This window comes from Rhizobium sp. P43 (genome assembly GCF_056730705.1).
The window spans coordinates 3,163,480-3,179,114 of the sequence record NZ_CM161539.1 but is presented as its reverse complement, the minus strand read 5'-3'; the positions used below and the strand labels follow the sequence as shown (position 1 = coordinate 3,179,114).

The window sequence follows — 15,635 nt, the reverse complement described above, 5'->3', positions numbered from 1 at the left end:
GGCGGCCGAAATCTTCGAGCCGCCTGAAACTTGTTTGAGCAGGCTTCCGTCCTTCAGGATGTTCCCGCTGACGGGAATGAAACCCAGTGTCCCGCCCGAAACCAGGGACATGGATCGCGAACACCAAGGACAGAGGAAACCTAAAATGTTCAAGACCGCTCTTCGCCCTCTCGCTTTCTCCGCAGCCATCCTGGCAGGCGCTGCCGCAGCCTATGCCGCCAATCCGATGGTCGGCGGTGGTGAAATGCTCGAAACCAAGAACATCGTCGAAAATGCCGTCAACTCGAAGGATCACACGACGCTGGTTGCTGCCGTCCAGGCCGCAGGCCTCGTCGAGACCCTTTCGGGCGCCGGCCCCTTCACAGTCTTCGCCCCGACCAACGATGCCTTCGCCAAGCTGCCGGCCGGCACGGTCGACACCCTGCTGAAGCCGGAAAGCAAGGAGCAGCTCACCAAGGTCCTGACCTGCCATGTCGTGGCAGCCAATGTCATGGCCGAGGCGCTGGTCAAGATGATCTCCGACAATGGCGGCGAAGCCGATGTGACCACCGTTGGTGGTTGCGTGCTGAAGGCGAAGGCTGCTGACGGCAAGGTCACGCTGACCGACGAGAACGGTGGCGTCTCGACCGTCACCATTGCCGACGTCAAGCAGTCGAACGGCGTCATTCACGTCGTTGACGCGGTGATCCTGCCGAAGATGTAAGAGACTTGGTTCGGCCCTGTAGCCGCCGCATGGGCCGACCTGATCGGAGCCTGAGCGTCAAAGGCTCCGACCGACGGCCTCGCTGATTGCCCCGCGCAATTGGTCGAGGCCGTCACCTTTTTCAGAAGATGTCGAGAGCACGACCGGGAAGGCGGCGGGCCGCTTCTTGATCTTGTCCTGCGTCTCGGTGATCAGCTTTGCCACGCCGGGTGCCTTGATCTTGTCGGTCTTGGTCAGCACGATCTGGTAGGAGACGGCGGCCTTGTCGAGCAGGCCAAGCACTTCCTCGTCATTCTTCTTCAGCCCGTGGCGGCTGTCGATCAGCACATAGACTCGCTTCAGCGTTGCGCGACCGCGCAGATAATCGAAAACGAGCTTGGTCCAGGCATCCACCTGTTCCTTAGGTGCCTGCGCATAGCCGTAGCCCGGCATGTCGACCAGCGCCATAGGCGGCAAATCCTCGCCTTCACCGGAATAGCCGTCGGGCACGAAGTAGTTAAGCTCTTGTGTGCGGCCCGGTGTGTTCGACGTGCGGGCGAGACCCTTCTGGCCGACGAGCGCATTGATCAGCGATGACTTGCCGACATTCGAGCGCCCGGCAAAGGCCACCTCAAGCGGTCCTTCCGGTGGCAGAAACTTCATCGACGGTACGCCGCGGATGAAGATCCAGGGCCGGCCGAAGAGCGGCAGGTCGTTCTTGTCGTGTGCATCGGTCATGGGTCTGGCCTTTCTTGAGCCGGACAGATCCGGGTTTTGACCCGGAAAGTCAAGCTGCAGCGCTCGTGACGGATCGCGACGCCTGCCGCGCATGGCTGATCAGATAGGTGAAAAGGGCAGCCATCACCAACGCGCCGCCGAGGATCGTTCTGCCGGACGGGATCTCGTTGTGTAGGATCACCATCCAGACGGGGGCGAGGATCATTTCGGCGGTCCCGAGAAGGGCTGCGAGCGCCGACGGGATCATCCGGGCACCCGTGACATAGAGCGCCATGCCGAGCCCGAGATTCAGCGCCCCGAAGCAGAACAGCAAAGCGAGGTCCTGGGCGCCCACGGCGAAAGCGCCCGCCTGTGTGGCGGCAATGGCTGACGCGATGAAGGAGCCGCCGCAAGCGGCCGGTGTCATCCGGATGCCGGGATAACGCCGCGTCACCACCGTCATGCAGGCAAAAATTGCCGGGATCGCAGCTGCAAGCGCCAGTCCCAAAACCGAGCCGCCGTCGCCGATCGACGCGGAGACCATGATGCCCACGCCGAGAATGACGGCTGCGATCGCGCCCCAAGTGACCGGCGTGATCGGCTCGCCTAGCACGATGCGGGCCAGAAGTGCGGCAAAGAGCGGAATGGAGGCCATGAACAGAACCACATTCGCCACCGGAGTCATCGATACGGCAAGCACGAAGAAGGTCGAGACCAGTGCAAAGCCGATGGCAATGAAGAAGCCGGGCCGACCCATGGCGCGAAAAAGCTTCAGCGTACCCTCGACTCCGTCGCGGACCAGCATGAAGGCGAGAAGGAAGAGCCCGGCAAACAGGCAGCGCCAGAACACGATCGTCCAGCCGTCTTCGACGCCGATAAAGCGTTGGATCGCTCCGCCATAGCTCCACGCAAGCGCGGAGCCTGTCACAAGCGCGATGCCCAGCCAGGAACGGTGTGTCGGGGAAGAACTGTCTGTCATGGCTGTATCTCGATCACCAACGAGAAAGCCCCGGCATGACCGGGGCTTTCATGATCACTTGGATTGCGCCGACTTTCGCCGGAACATGTTGCCGATATTCTTGAACAGCTCGATCTCCACGCCATGGCGCTTCATGATCAGAGCCTGCTGCAGGATCGACAGGGTGTTGTTCCAGGCCCAGTAGATCACCAGACCGGCGGGGAAGGTGCCGAGCATGAAGGTGAAGATGACGGGCATCCAGTTGAACAGCATCGCCTGGGTCGGATCCGGCGGCGTCGGGTTCATGCGCATCTGCAGCCACATGGTGACGCCCATGATCAGCGGCCAGACGCCAATCATCAGGAAGAGCGGAGGGGTGAAGGGCAGCAGACCGAACAGGTTGAACAAGCTTGTCGGATCGGGCGCGGAAAGGTCCTGGATCCAGCCGAAGAACGGCGCATGGCGCATTTCGATCGTGACGTAGATGACCTTGTAGAGGGCGAAGAAGACCGGGATCTGCAGAAGCACTGGCCAGCAGCCCGCCACAGGGTTGATCTTCTCGTCCTTGTAAAGCTGCATCATCGCCTGCTGCAGCCCCATGCGGTCGTCCTTGTACTTCTCCTTGAGCTCTTCCATCTTCGGCTGGACGCGCTTCATGTTCGCCATGGAGGCGTACTGCTTGTTGGCAAGCGGGAAGAAGATCAGCTTGACCACGATGGTGGTGAGCAGGATGGCCACACCGAAGTTGCCGACCAGATGGAAGAAGTAGTCCATCAGGTGGAACATCGGCTTGGTGATGAAATAGAACCAGCCCCAGTCGATCATCAGGTCAAACTTCGGAATGCCGAGGCTTTCCTGATAGCTGTCGATGACCGGAACCTGCTTGGCACCGGCGAAGACCAGCGTCTTGACCGAAGTGCTCTGACCGGCCGGGATGCTGACGGCATCGTTCTTGAAATCGGCCTGGAAGCGGGGCTGCCCATCGGTGAAGTGTGAGAAGCGCGATTCGTAGGGGAGCGTCTGCTGCGGGATCAGCGATGCGGCCCAGTATTTGTCGGTAATGCCCAGCCAGCCGCCGGTTGCCTTGGCATTGGTGACGGCCGCTTCTTCGATGTCCGTGTAATCGTACTCGACAAGGCTGCCTTCGGCTCCGAGAACGCCGAGGAAACCTTCGTGCAGTACGAAGATCGACGGCGTGGAAGGCTTGGTGTAGCGGGTCACGCGGCCATAGGGAGCAAGGCTGGCAGATGCCGTGCCGTTGTTCACGATCTTGTCTTCCACCGTGAACATGTAGTGTTCGTCGACGGCGATCGTGCGGGTGAAGGTCAGGCCGGCTTCATTCGTATAGGTGAGCGTTACCGGGGTGGTTTCGGTCAGCTTTGCACCTTCCGGAGCGGTCCAGACGGTGTTCGGGCCAGGGACGGAGCCTGCATTCTCGCCAGCGATGAAGCCAAGCTCGGCAAAGTAGGCGTCGCGTGTCTCGGCCGGATTGAAGAGCGTCACGATCGGGCTCGTCGGATCGACGGTCTCGCGATACTGCTTCAGCTTCAGGTCGTCGAAACGGGCACCGGTCAGATTGATCGAGCCGGCAAGATCCTGGGTCTCGATGGCGATGCGCGGCGCGCTCGCGACAGCGGCCTCACGGGTTGCTTCCGCAGTCGCGACACCGCCAGCCGGCAGGCTGCCATCCACAGTCGCCGCCGGGGTGGTCGCCTGTTGCTCCGCCTGGGCCTGCTGCTGGGCAAGCTGGGCTTCCTGCGCCTGGCGCTGGGCCTCGATGCGCGGGTTCATGTAGAAGAACTGCCAGGCGAGGACGATCACCACCGATAAGGCAATCGCGATGAAATAGTTGCGGTTGTTCTGCATCACTCTTTCCTGGGAGCGGTCTTGTTGGACCGGGAGTTATTCGTCTGGCGGTTTTCGATGCGGTGGACCAGCTGCCTAGACAGTTGATCAAAGGGAATGTCCAGCACCTCGCGCCGGGCGACAATGACATAGTCGTGTCCCGGCCGCATTGCAAACGCCGCATTCAGTCGCACGGCTTCTTTCAGCCTGCGCCGCATGCGGTTTCGCTCCACTGCATTGCCGTGTTTCTTGGTAACCGTAAAGCCCACGCGGGCCGGCGCATCATTCTTGTGATCAAGCACCTCCAGAAGGAATGTGCGACCCTTGCGCGCTTCGCCGTGCCTGACGGCGAGGAACTGAGGCCGGCTCTTGAGCCGGCCAACAGGTTTTTTGGAGTCCGTGGACGTCATGGGCCCGTCAATCTCGTCGGGCTCATCCGGCCTTAGGCCGAGAGCTTGGCGCGGCCGCGAGCGCGGCGAGCGTTGAGCACCTGGCGGCCGCCCTTGGTGGCCATACGCGCACGGAAACCGTGGCGGCGCTTGCGAACAAGCTTGGAAGGTTGGAAAGTACGCTTCGACATTTATTTAATACCGCGGTGTGCGGCCCTTCTTGGATGTGCAAATTGCAACAGCGTTTTTGTTCGTCGCACGGGTGAACGCCGCCGGGCGCCTTTATCCGAACGTGCGCGGCTTATAGTGTCAGGGGCTCCAGGAGTCAATCGCCGACGCAGCGGCGAGATGCTGTGCAAAAAAGGCAAAAATTCGTGATGCGCCATACATCCGCCACGCAGTTTCCTTCGTTAACATGACCAAACTTTCATGTTTTTTCGCGGCTTGTCCGTGTTAGGCATGTCGATGTGTCATTGGACGAAGGGGTGGATCGCCTTAGGCATCGCCACAATGCGCACAGGCAACAGGGACGACAGGAACGAGAGCCGATGCTCGACCGGCAGGATCATGATCCGCAGGCCGACCTCTCCGGGGGGTTCGCAATGCCGTCGCGCATTCGCGGTCTGTCGGGAAAGCTCTTGTGGCTGACGATTGCCTTCGTCATGCTGGCTGAAATCCTCATTTTTGCGCCATCCGTCGCGACCATGCGCCAGCGCTGGTTACAGGACCGGCTGAATACTGCAGCTGCCGCTGGCGTAGTGATCGACGGGCTCCAGCCCTTCGAGCTCCCACGTGCCGTTCAGGAAGACGCGCTGGCCACGACCGGAACGAATGCGATCGTACTGCGAAAGGACGGGACCTCACGCCTTTTGGCTGTCACCGAAATGCCGAACGAAGTCGATGAGGCATTCGATCTGGCCAATTATTCCGAACTCGCCTCCATTCGCGACGCTTTTTACACCCTGCTTTTCGGCGGAGACCGCCTGCTGCGTGTCTATGGCCCGATTGCGGAGGGCAGCGATGTGACGGTTGAGATCGTCATCAACGAAACGCCGCTGCGCCAGGCGATGCTGAGCTACGCGCGCAACATCTTGATCGTGTCGCTGATCATCTCCGTCATTACAGCTTTTCTGATGTTCCTTGCGATTAACCGTGTGATGATTGTCCCTGTTCGCCGGCTTGCTAGAAGCATGCAGATTTTCGCCGAAAATCCGGAGGATCCGGGACGGGTCCTTCCCATTACCTTCGGCAAGGACGAAATCGCCGTCGCGGGGCGTCACCTCTCACGCATGCAGGATCAATTGCAGAAGACTTTGCGTCAGCAGAAGACGCTGGCGGATCTGGGTCTCGCTGTCTCCAAGATCAATCACGATATGCGCAACATTCTGGCTTCTGCCCAGTTGATGTCCGACCGCCTCGTGGATGTCGAAGATCCTCTGGTCAAGAGCTTTGCGCCGAAGCTGCTGCGCACGATCGATCGTGCCGTCGGTTACACCAGTGAAGTTCTATCCTATGGCCAGACCTCGGAGGCCGAGCCCCGCCGACGTCGCTTCCTGCTATCGGAAGTTTGTCAGGAGGTGCGTGACCTTCTCCACCTCAACCACGAGAGTGGCATAGAATTTGTCGATATCGTCAGCCCGGACATCGAGGTCGATGCCGACAGCGAGCAGTTGTTCCGCGTCATACACAACATCTGCCGCAACGCTGTCCAGGCTCTCGCGACCTTCACCCCCGACGATCCCGACCATGTTCGGAGAATAACGGTTTCGGCGCAGCGGACCGGTTCGGTGGTCGCCATCGTGATCGACGACACGGGTCCCGGCATGCCCCGCAAGGCGCGCGAAAACCTGTTCACCGCCTTTCGAGGGTCAGCTCGATCAGGCGGCACGGGCCTCGGCCTCGCCATTGCACGCGAGCTCGTCATCGCCCATGGCGGCACAATCGCGCTTGTGGAAAAGCCAGGTCCCGGCACCATGTTCCGTGTCGAAATCCCTGACAGACCAGTGGCTCTCGATGACTGGCGCGCCCGCGCCTGACCGCGCGCTTCCCAGGCCATGACAGGAAAATGACTCTTTTTTCGAAAAGGGCGCTTGCAATCCGGAGCGTCCCGCTTTAGAGGATCGCCACACGCCGACGGACACAGTCGGCCTTGGCAAGCACCCGTAGCTCAGCTGGATAGAGCACCAGACTACGAATCTGGGGGTCAGGAGTTCGAATCTCTTCGGGTGCGCCATTTCCCTCCTTCTCCGCTACTTTTTTCACGTTGTTGCCGTTTGGCTCAGGTGCGACCCCGCGCGTCGATCCGCCTACCAAATCGGTGAGTGCCAGGGCCTGTCGCTAAAGCGTGTCGCGGCAAACGGGATTCAGGATTCCGGTTTTTCTTGATCTGTGATTGACTGTGCCCGTGGAAGGAGAAGCGCCATGGGCAAGCCGCATCCGATGGAGTTGCGTGAGCGTGTCGTTGCGTTTGTGAATGAAGGCAACAGCAATCGGGAAGCCGCCCGGCATTTCCGGGTTTCGCCCCGGTTCGTCAACAACATGATGATCCTGCATCGTTCCTCTGGTTCTCTTCGGCCTGCCAGACAGGGCCACCCGCCTGGCAGTAAACTTTCGCCGTATGGGGAATGGATCAGCGAGCGCGTAGCCCTCAATGGCGAAGTGACGCTGGACGAACTGTGTCTCGAACTGGCCGAGCGCGGCATCGAAGTCCACCGCGCAACCGTCGGGCGGTTTCTACATCGGCTTGGGCTCAGCAATAAAAAAAAGCCTCAAGGCAAGCGAGCAGCTCAGACCGGAGATCGCCAAGGCGCGTGATCTTTGGATTAGCCGGCGAAAGCGGTTCTTCAACAAGGCGTTGTCACGGCTCATCTTTATCGATGAGACGTCCACGAATACCCGTCTGACGAAGCGCACCGGATGGTCTGCCAAAGGCAGTCGCTTTGCGGCTTACGCTCCCTTCGGCCACTGGAAGACGCAGACATTCATCGCCGGACTGCGCTGCCATGGCCTGACCGCGCCATGGATTGTCGATGCACCCATGAACAGCCGCATCTTTGAAACATGGATCGAGACACAGCTTGCGCCGACACTGTCGCCCGGCGATGTTGTCATCCTCGACAATGTCGGCTTCCACAAAAGCGAGAAAGCCGAACAACTGGTCAAGGCGAAGGGGGCCTGGCTTCTCTTCCTGCCGCCCTATTCGCCGGACCTGAACCCCATCGAAATGGCGTTCTCAAAGCTCAAGGCGCTCTTGCGAAAGCGAGCAGCCAGGAGCTTCGACACGATTGCCCAAGCCCTCGGCGACATCATCGCCCTCTTCTCTGTCACTGAATGCCGAAACTTCTTCAAAGCCGCAGGATATGAGGCTGAATAAATGCGACACGCTTTAGCGCAATAAATGTTCTTGGCTGTGAGGTCGCTCTGATCTAACACAGCGGTCCGGCAACGTTGCAGGTCGCCTCCTGTGATGTCTCCTCTTGAGTCCATCCGTAAGCTTGTGCTCTTGAAGAATGCCCGTTTGGTGCAAGCTGCAAGGTCTGCTCAGGAAAATGACATGAGATGGAAGCGCACTCTTCAATTGCTTGACGTTCACGCCGAGGGTGAAATCGGCAAGGTCGCGGTCGGCGGGGTACCGAAGATCCCGGGGGAGACAGTGGCCGAGCAGTTGCTGTGGCTGAATACCGATCCCAAGGGCGAGGCCCTGCGCCGGATGCTTGTGCTGGAGCCACGCGGTGCGCCGATCGGTTCCGTCAATCTGCTGTTGCCACCGAAGAACCCAGCGGCCGACGCAGCCTTCGTCATTCTGCAGCCGGATCAGGCGCATGCGAGCTCAGGGTCCAATTCGATTTGCGTGACGACGGCCCTTCTTGAGAGCGGCATGGTCGAGATGCAGGAGCCCGAAACGATTGTGATGCTGGAAACGGCAGCCGGCCTCGTCAAAGCGACCGCGACCTGCCGCGACGGGCGCTGCGAGCGGGTGAAGCTCACTATGGTGCCGTCATTCGTTCACGAACTGGATGTCACGCTGGAAACAGAGCGGTGGGGCCGCATCTCCTTCGACCTGAGTTACGGCGGCATCTTCTATGCATTGGTGGATGTCGGCCAGGTTGGACTGACCATCGAGAAGGGCAATGCCCGTGCCCTTGTCGAGGCGGGCATGATCCTGAAGGAAGAAATCAACCGGACGATTCCGGTGGTGCATCCGGAGATCCCGGCGATCTCAGGTGTTGCCTATGTCATGTTCCGCGATACCGATCCGGATGGCGCGATCCGCACCTGCACGACCATGTGGCCGGGCCGCGTCGACCGCTCGCCCTGCGGAACCGGCAATTCCGCCAATCTCGCCACGCTTCACGCCCGAGGCAAGGCCAAGGTCGGCGATGTGATGCTGTCGCGTTCGATCATCGGCTCCGAATTCGAGGTTGGGCTGTCTGGCGTCACCCAGGTGGCCGGACGACCGGCGGTAATCCCAACGATCAGCGGGCGCGGCTTCACCTTCGGCTTGCATCAGGTGGCGCTCGATCCCTTCGATCCTTTCGAGCGCGGCTTTGCCCTCACCGATGTCTGGGGACCTTCATCAGGCTCGATTGGTTGACACTGCCCAGCTGATTTCTGCATTGTTTCAAATTGAATTGAATTCGATCATATGCAGTAGCTGAATTGTAAGGGTCTTGGCTGGCGGCATCTTGCTAACGGTCAAGGCTGACGAGTAAGTAAACTCCATCGTCATGAACGCGACAAGTATTCCGTAAATGAAAGCAAACGCTACGACAGGTTCCTCCCTGCCGCTCTCGGCAAACACGCTCCCGACACTGCGCGGCTGCGCGATCTTTGCTGGCTTGTCGGCTGAGGAAGACCGTGAATGGCTTGCGCGCTGCCACTCCCGAACCTTGAGCGCCGGCGAAAGCCTGGTCGATTTTGAAGACATGTCGAAGGATGTCTTTATCGTTCAGACCGGTGAAATCCGCGCCGTCCTACGGTTTTCTGTCGGCAAGGAGGCGATCCTGGGCAGTTTCAAGCGGGGAGACATTCTCGGCGAACAGTCAGCGATTGATGACTTGGCCCGCTCGGCAAGTCTGATGGCCGTCAGCGATGCGACCGTGACGGTCATCCCCTGTATCGTCTTCTTGGACATCCTCCGACAGAGATCGGAGGTGGCGCTGGCGCTGCTGCAACTGCTCTCCAAAAGAATCCGGGTGATGAACGACCGGCTTTCGGAACTCTCTTTCCTCGATACCAAGCACCGGCTCTATAACACGCTGCTCAGACTGTCCCGTGTCCGTAACGATGGCGGGCGCGAGCGCATCATCTCGCCGCCACTTGTCCACGCTGAACTCGCTGAACATATCGGCGCAAGCCGCGAGACGGTCTCACGGGAGATGTCGCGGCTCGCGCGGGAGCAACTCGTGGAGCGCACCAGCCGTGCCATCGTTCTCAAGAACCCCGTGGAGCTTTCCCGGCGTATATCCCGTGCACTTGAGGGCTGATTGCCCTCGCTGGACTAGGGATAGATTACGCCCTTGCGCAGGATGACATTGGCGTAGAGCCGTGGCTCGCCGGTCTGGACGACCGTATGGGCCGCCTTCACGCGGTTATAGAAATCTGCCCCAATCAGTTTGGTCACCGGCACCTTCGGTTCGTGGCGCGCGCAGCAGTCGATGATTTCCTGATGCACCGGATCGACCTGATCCGGTTTGCCGCCGACAACCGAGCGGAAGATTGCCTCTGGCACGAAGTCGTCGATCGGCATGACGCTGAGAACGGCATTGAGCACCGGCACCAGCTGATGGCCATCAAGACGGACCAGCCGGCGTGCATGCTCAAGCGCTGGATAATTTCCATCAACGATGGCGATTTCGTCGCCATGGCCCATGGCGCGCAACGTGGCGAGAAGTTCTGGGCTCAGGAGGGGATCAATGCCCTTCAGCATGGGTGGTATCCTTGAACAACACGGTTTGATCGATGAGGTAGCGGTCGAAGATCGGCAGGCTGGCACCGCCGATGGCGCGGGCTTGGTCGCCCACTTCGCCTTCGACGATGTCGGGGATCACGACACCCTGAAGGTCAAGGCGGTTCATGGCCTCGATGGTGGCCTTCACCAGGCGGTGGCGAACCCAGGCGGGAAAGCCACCATCAATGATGGCGGCGGCAAAGTCGATGATCGAGGCGGCCGCGATCACGGCCTGGGCCAACGCGGCTGCCGTATCCTGGATCCAGATCTCCAGCGGCTCACCAAAGTCGATCCATTGTTCCGCCGCATACCAGAGTGGCTGCGGGTCGAGTCCGCGCTCGCGCAGCAGGTTCTCGAGCACGAAAATCGACGCGATGTCGAGCAGCTGGCGCGTCTGGCCGTGCTTGTCGCGGACGGGAAGCGGTCCGATCGCCCCGGCGGTCCCCGTGCGGCCGACGAACAGCGATGAATTGACGACGATGCCGCCGCCGATGAAGGAGCCGATATAGAAATAGACGAAATCCGGGTAGCGTTGCCCTGCGCCGAAGACGAGCTCGGCGCCGCAGGCGCTGGTCGCGTCGTTACGCAGATAGACGGGATGGCTCATGCGAGCCTGGACCTCGACCTGAAGGTCGACCTTGCGCCATATATCCATCGCCCCTTCCGGTGCGCCGACCTCTTCAGCCCAGTTCCAGAGTTCGAAGGGCGCCGCAATGCCGATACCGGCAATGCGCGTCCTCATCATCTCGTCCATCTCAGCCTCCATCTTGACAATGCCGTCACAGATGAAGGGCAGCAGATGGTCTGGGTGAGGGTAACGGTATGTCAGATGCCGCTGCTCCCGAATTGTGCCGGCGAAATCCATCAGCACGAGATCAGCACTGCGACGACCGATCTTCACGCCGAAGGAAAGAACGGCCTCCGGATTGATAAACATTGGGACCGAGGGCTGGCCGACACGGCCTCGAATGGGCTCGCCCCGCATCAACAGTTCATCGCTTTCGAGGGAGCGCATGATCACCGAAACCGTCTGGGCGGAGAGCCCGGTGAGCCGTGCGATATCCGCTTTTGAACAGCCCGGATTCTGCCGCACAAGCGAGAGCACCAGGCGCTCGTTGTAAGCGCGCACGCGCACCTGGTTTGAGCCGCCGCCAGCGCTCACCCTGGGCGCTGGATCCGCCAGTCGTGCAAAATCTTCCTGTGCCACTGAAGGTCGCTCCTCCCGACCGCTCCCTTTTACGAAAGCTCTCGCAGAATGTCACACCGATTTAATAATTCAACTGGATTTATTTATTGACAGCCCAAATGTTCTGATGTTCTAAATGGGCTCGTGGAGGAGTGGATGCCAAGAGCACCCTGATCGGTTCGCCAGGTGGCGAGCCGTGCCGACACGCTGCGGCCGGAGGAGCTGGCCGATACCATTCGGGAGGATACCAAATTGAAAAAGTCTCTGATCACTGCTGCCCTGTCGACCTTGGCCCTCGGCGTTGTTTTCGCCGCTCCGGTGCAGGCAGCCGACGTTTCTGCCTGCCTCATCACCAAGACCGATACCAACCCCTTCTTCGTCAAGATGAAGGAAGGTGCGACGGCCAAGGCTGCCGAGCTCGGCGTGACCCTTAAGTCCTATGCCGGCAAGGTCGATGGCGACTCTGAAAGCCAGGTTGCTGCTATTGAAACCTGCATCGCTGATGGCGCGAAGGGCATTCTGCTCACCGCATCCGACACCAAGGGCATCGTTCCGGCTGTCCAGAAGGCGCGCGACGCCGGTCTGCTCGTGATTGCCCTCGACACGCCGCTTGAGCCCATCGATTCCGCCGACATGACCTTTGCGACCGACAACCTTCTCGCCGGCGAACTGATCGGCAAGTGGGCTGCCGCTACCCTCGGCGACGCTGCCAAGGACGCCAAGATCGCCTTCCTGAACCTCACCCCGTCGCAGCCGTCGGTCGACGTCCTGCGCAACCAGGGCTTCATGAAGGGCTTCGGCATCGACACCGTTGACATCAACAAGATCGGCGACGAAACCGATCCGCGCATCGTTGGCCACGACATCACGAACGGCAACGAAGAAGGTGGCCGCACCGCCATGGAAAACCTTCTCCAGAAGGATCCGTCCATCAACGTTGTCCACACCATCAACGAGCCGGCTGCTGCAGGCGCCTACGAAGCCCTGAAGGCTGTCGGCAAGGAAAAAGACGTTCTGATCGTCTCGGTCGACGGCGGTTGCCCGGGTGTCAAGAATGTCGCCGAAGGCGTCATCGGTGCCACCTCGCAGCAGTATCCGCTGCTGATGGCCGCTCTCGGCATTGAGGCGATCAAGAAGTTCGCAGACACCGGTGAAAAGCCGGCTGCCTCCGAAGGCAAGAACTTCTTCGACACCGGCGTCGCCCTCGTCACCGACAAGCCCGCAGCAGGCGTCGAGTCGATCGACACCAAGGCCGGCACCGAGAAGTGCTGGGGCTGATACAGCCTCCTGCGCCTGACTGAAACAGAGGCGGGAGCTCTTGCTCCCGCCGATAGGCGCAACGCCCGGCCTTGCGCGGCGGCAGGCCGGGCGTATCCTTCATGTAAAAGAATTTGAGACAACGGCAGGGAGGATGACCCATGCAGCCGGCCAATCCCGAAACGCGGGCACCACAGGAATTTGAAAAGGTCCTGGCGTCGAGTTCGACCGAAGTCGCCTCGTTCGACCGCCATGAGAAGAGTGCCCTTGAGCGTTTCCAGCATTTCCTGCATTCGAGCCCTGCAGCCGTCGCGCTGATCGTGCTCGTGCTGTCGATCGCCGTCTTTGGCCTCATTCTCGGCGGCAAGTTTTTCTCCGCCTTCACGCTGACATTGATCCTGCAGCAGGTTGCGATCGTCGGTATCGTGGGTGCTGCGCAAACACTGGTTATTCTGACGAAGGGCATCGATCTCTCGGTTGGCGCCATTATGGTGCTGTCCTCGGTCGTTATGGGCCAGTTCGCCTTCCGCTATGGCCTGCCTCCGGAACTGGCAGTCCTGTGCGGCTTTGGCGTCGGTGCGCTCTGCGGCTTCATCAATGGCGTGCTCGTCGCGCGAATGAAATTGCCGCCATTCATCGTGACGCTCGGCATGTGGCAGATCGTGCTTGCGACCAACTTCCTCTATTCGGCCAACGAGACCATCCGCGCCCAGGATATCGAGGCAAACGCGCCGATCCTGCAGTTCTTCGGTGAAAGCATCCGCATGGGCGGCGCCGTCTTCACCTATGGCGTTATCGCCATGGTGCTTCTCGTTGCACTCCTCTGGTATGTGCTGAACCACACCGCCTGGGGCCGCCATGTCTATGCTGTCGGTGACGATCCGGATGCGGCAGAACTCGCCGGCGTCAACGTCAAGGGCATGCTGATCTCTGTCTACACGCTGTCCGGCCTCATCTGCGCGCTGGCAGGTTGGGCACTGATCGGCCGTATCGGCTCGGTCTCTCCGACAGCGGGCCAGTTCGCCAATATCGAATCCATCACGGCCGTGGTGATCGGCGGCATCTCGCTCTTCGGTGGCCGTGGCTCGGTGCTCGGCATGCTTTTTGGAGCGCTCATCGTCGGCGTCTTCCAGCTGGGGCTGCGCCTGATCGGCACCGATCCGCAATGGACCTATCTCTTGATCGGCGTTCTCATCATCGCCGCCGTGGCAATCGACCAGTGGATCAGAAAGGTAGCAGGCTGATGACCCAGGAACCCATTCTCACCGCTCGCGGTCTGGTCAAGCGTTACGGCCGTGTGACAGCTCTCGATCAAGCTGATTTTGACCTCTATCCTGGCGAAATTCTTGCCGTCATCGGTGACAACGGCGCTGGTAAGTCTTCGCTGATCAAGGCCATCTCCGGCGCGGTCACACCCGATGAAGGCGAGATCCGCCTTGAAGGCAAGCCGGTCCATTTCCGTTCGCCGATCGAGGCGCGCCAGGCCGGCATCGAGACCGTCTATCAGAACCTCGCTCTGTCGCCGGCGCTCTCGATTGCCGACAATATGTTCCTTGGCCGGGAGCTCCGCAAACCGGGCGTCATGGGCAGTCTGTTCCGCAAGCTGGACCGTCCGGCAATGGAGAAGATCGCCCGCGACAAGCTCTCGGAACTCGGCTTGATGACGATCCAGAACATCAACCAGGCGGTCGAAACGCTGTCGGGTGGCCAGCGCCAGGGTGTTGCTGTTGCCCGAGCGGCGGCCTTCGGCTCGAAGGTTATCATTCTCGACGAGCCGACGGCAGCACTTGGGGTGAAGGAGAGCCGCAAAGTTCTCGAACTGATCCTCGACGTCCGCTCGCGCGGTCTGCCGATCGTCCTCATCAGCCACAACATGCCGCATGTTTTCGAAGTGGCCGATCGTATCCATGTGCATCGTCTGGGTAAGCGCCTCTGCGTCATCAACCCCAAGGACTACACAATGTCCGACGCAGTCGCTTTCATGACCGGTGCCCGCGCGGCTCCCGAGGTCGATCAGGCTGCATGACGCCGGCTCTGGACAATCTTGTGTCTGAAATCGAGCGGCGGGCGCAAACGGGTGCCCGCCTGCTTGTTGGCGTCGCCGGTCCGCCAGGGGCCGGCAAGTCAACGCTTGCGGAGCGCCTGCACGAGATCCTCGAAGAACGAGGCCATCGCAATGCCGTTCTACCGATGGACGGTTTTCATCTCGACAATGCCATTCTCGAAGCGCGCGGCGATCTTGCGCGCAAGGGCGCACCGCATACCTTCGACGTTCGCGGGCTCGCCGATCTCCTGCGTGCCGTCAAGGCTGGAGGCGAAGTCTTCACGCCTGTGTTCGACCGATCGCGAGAACTCGCAATCGCGGCCGCCCGTTGCATCGCCGCCGACGATCGCATCGTCATCGCCGAAGGCAATTACCTGCTGCTTCAGCAGGGTCGCTGGGCAAGTCTCGCAGACCTGTTTGATCTGACGGTGATGGTCGCGCCCCCACTCGCGGAGTTGGAGCGGCGCCTCGTGGCGCGCTGGACCCATTATGGTCTCACACCGGCACAGATTGCCGCGAAAGTTGACGGCAACGATCTGCCCAATGGCAGGCTGGTTATCGAGCGCAGCAGGGTCGCCGATTTCACCTTCGACTACGCCTGATCCCC

17 protein-coding genes and 1 tRNA gene are annotated in these 15,635 nt (G+C 60.4%); 11 read left to right on the top strand and 7 right to left on the bottom strand.

The annotated features are described in order from the left end of the window. Positions 1-145 precede the first annotated feature (145 nt). A complete protein-coding gene (locus AC1PUL_RS15885; protein WP_166602537.1) occupies positions 146-703 on the top strand; it encodes a fasciclin domain-containing protein in 558 nt (185 codons plus the stop codon). 57 nt (positions 704-760) lie between these two features. On the opposite strand, the gene yihA is transcribed toward AC1PUL_RS15885, so the two are convergent. From yihA to rpmH, 5 genes are read right to left on the bottom strand one after another with little or no spacing between them, the layout of a single operon-like run. After that, complete coding sequence (gene yihA / locus AC1PUL_RS15880; RefSeq protein ID WP_298460138.1) at positions 761-1,420, bottom strand: ribosome biogenesis GTP-binding protein YihA/YsxC; 660 nt, start codon at positions 1,418-1,420, stop codon at positions 761-763. Positions 1,421-1,469: 49 nt separating this feature from the next. Further along, entirely contained in the window at positions 1,470-2,378 is a 909-nt protein-coding gene (locus AC1PUL_RS15875; RefSeq protein ID WP_480465097.1) for a DMT family transporter, read from the bottom strand. Positions 2,379-2,432: 54 nt separating this feature from the next. Further along, positions 2,433-4,223 carry a membrane protein insertase YidC gene (yidC, locus tag AC1PUL_RS15870; protein ID WP_480465096.1) on the bottom strand — a complete coding sequence of 597 codons (1,791 nt, stop codon included), beginning with the start codon at positions 4,221-4,223 and terminating at the stop codon, positions 2,433-2,435. After that, on the bottom strand, positions 4,223-4,624 hold the full coding sequence (gene rnpA / locus AC1PUL_RS15865) for a ribonuclease P protein component (RefSeq protein ID WP_480468603.1): 402 nt from the start codon (positions 4,622-4,624) through the stop codon (positions 4,223-4,225). Before rnpA ends, yidC begins: the two co-directional genes overlap by 1 nt. Before the next feature lie 20 nt (positions 4,625-4,644). Beyond that, positions 4,645-4,782 (bottom strand): 50S ribosomal protein L34, encoded by a 138-nt coding sequence (gene rpmH, locus AC1PUL_RS15860; protein ID WP_006727993.1) that lies wholly within the window; start codon positions 4,780-4,782, stop codon positions 4,645-4,647. Positions 4,783-5,139: 357 nt separating this feature from the next. On the opposite strand from rpmH, the gene AC1PUL_RS15855 reads away from it, so the two are divergent. The 6 genes from AC1PUL_RS15855 to AC1PUL_RS15830 all read left to right on the top strand — a co-directional run bounded on the left by AC1PUL_RS15855 (position 5,140) and on the right by AC1PUL_RS15830 (position 10,077). Next, positions 5,140-6,627 carry a sensor histidine kinase gene (locus tag AC1PUL_RS15855; RefSeq protein WP_480465095.1) on the top strand — a complete coding sequence of 496 codons (1,488 nt, stop codon included), beginning with the start codon at positions 5,140-5,142 and terminating at the stop codon, positions 6,625-6,627. 120 nt (positions 6,628-6,747) lie between these two features. After that, a tRNA-Arg gene (locus AC1PUL_RS15850) sits at positions 6,748-6,824 on the top strand. 188 nt (positions 6,825-7,012) lie between these two features. Beyond that, a complete protein-coding gene (locus AC1PUL_RS15845; RefSeq protein WP_480465094.1) occupies positions 7,013-7,405 on the top strand; it encodes a helix-turn-helix domain-containing protein in 393 nt (130 codons plus the stop codon). 40 nt (positions 7,406-7,445) lie between these two features. Beyond that, positions 7,446-7,964: an IS630 family transposase gene (locus tag AC1PUL_RS15840; protein ID WP_480464775.1), complete on the top strand. Its 519-nt coding sequence runs from the start codon at positions 7,446-7,448 to the stop codon at positions 7,962-7,964. Positions 7,965-8,144: 180 nt separating this feature from the next. Further along, complete coding sequence (locus AC1PUL_RS15835; protein ID WP_480465093.1) at positions 8,145-9,185, top strand: 4-hydroxyproline epimerase; 1,041 nt, start codon at positions 8,145-8,147, stop codon at positions 9,183-9,185. A gap of 157 nt (positions 9,186-9,342) precedes the next feature. Continuing rightward, positions 9,343-10,077 carry a Crp/Fnr family transcriptional regulator gene (locus AC1PUL_RS15830; RefSeq protein ID WP_480465092.1) on the top strand — a complete coding sequence of 245 codons (735 nt, stop codon included), beginning with the start codon at positions 9,343-9,345 and terminating at the stop codon, positions 10,075-10,077. Positions 10,078-10,091: 14 nt separating this feature from the next. On the opposite strand, the gene AC1PUL_RS15825 is transcribed toward AC1PUL_RS15830, so the two are convergent. Next, positions 10,092-10,520: an RbsD/FucU family protein gene (locus tag AC1PUL_RS15825; RefSeq protein WP_480465091.1), complete on the bottom strand. Its 429-nt coding sequence runs from the start codon at positions 10,518-10,520 to the stop codon at positions 10,092-10,094. Further along, positions 10,504-11,748, bottom strand: a complete 1,245-nt coding sequence (locus AC1PUL_RS15820) for an ROK family transcriptional regulator (RefSeq protein WP_480465090.1) — start codon at positions 11,746-11,748, stop codon at positions 10,504-10,506. The genes AC1PUL_RS15825 and AC1PUL_RS15820 overlap by 17 nt, the downstream gene beginning before the upstream one ends. A gap of 231 nt (positions 11,749-11,979) precedes the next feature. On the opposite strand from AC1PUL_RS15820, the gene AC1PUL_RS15815 reads away from it, so the two are divergent. The 4 genes from AC1PUL_RS15815 (at position 11,980) to AC1PUL_RS15800 (ending at position 15,630) form a co-directional block, all read left to right on the top strand. Further along, positions 11,980-13,005 (top strand): substrate-binding domain-containing protein, encoded by a 1,026-nt coding sequence (locus tag AC1PUL_RS15815; RefSeq protein WP_480465089.1) that lies wholly within the window; start codon positions 11,980-11,982, stop codon positions 13,003-13,005. A 140-nt stretch (positions 13,006-13,145) separates the two neighbouring features. After that, positions 13,146-14,228 carry an ABC transporter permease gene (locus AC1PUL_RS15810; RefSeq protein WP_480465088.1) on the top strand — a complete coding sequence of 361 codons (1,083 nt, stop codon included), beginning with the start codon at positions 13,146-13,148 and terminating at the stop codon, positions 14,226-14,228. Beyond that, positions 14,228-15,010, top strand: a complete 783-nt coding sequence (locus tag AC1PUL_RS15805) for an ATP-binding cassette domain-containing protein (RefSeq protein WP_480465087.1) — start codon at positions 14,228-14,230, stop codon at positions 15,008-15,010. The genes AC1PUL_RS15810 and AC1PUL_RS15805 overlap by 1 nt, the downstream gene beginning before the upstream one ends. After that, positions 15,007-15,630, top strand: coding sequence for a nucleoside/nucleotide kinase family protein (locus AC1PUL_RS15800; protein WP_480465086.1), 624 nt, complete (start codon positions 15,007-15,009; stop codon positions 15,628-15,630). Before AC1PUL_RS15805 ends, AC1PUL_RS15800 begins: the two co-directional genes overlap by 4 nt. Positions 15,631-15,635: the final 5 nt, after the last annotated feature.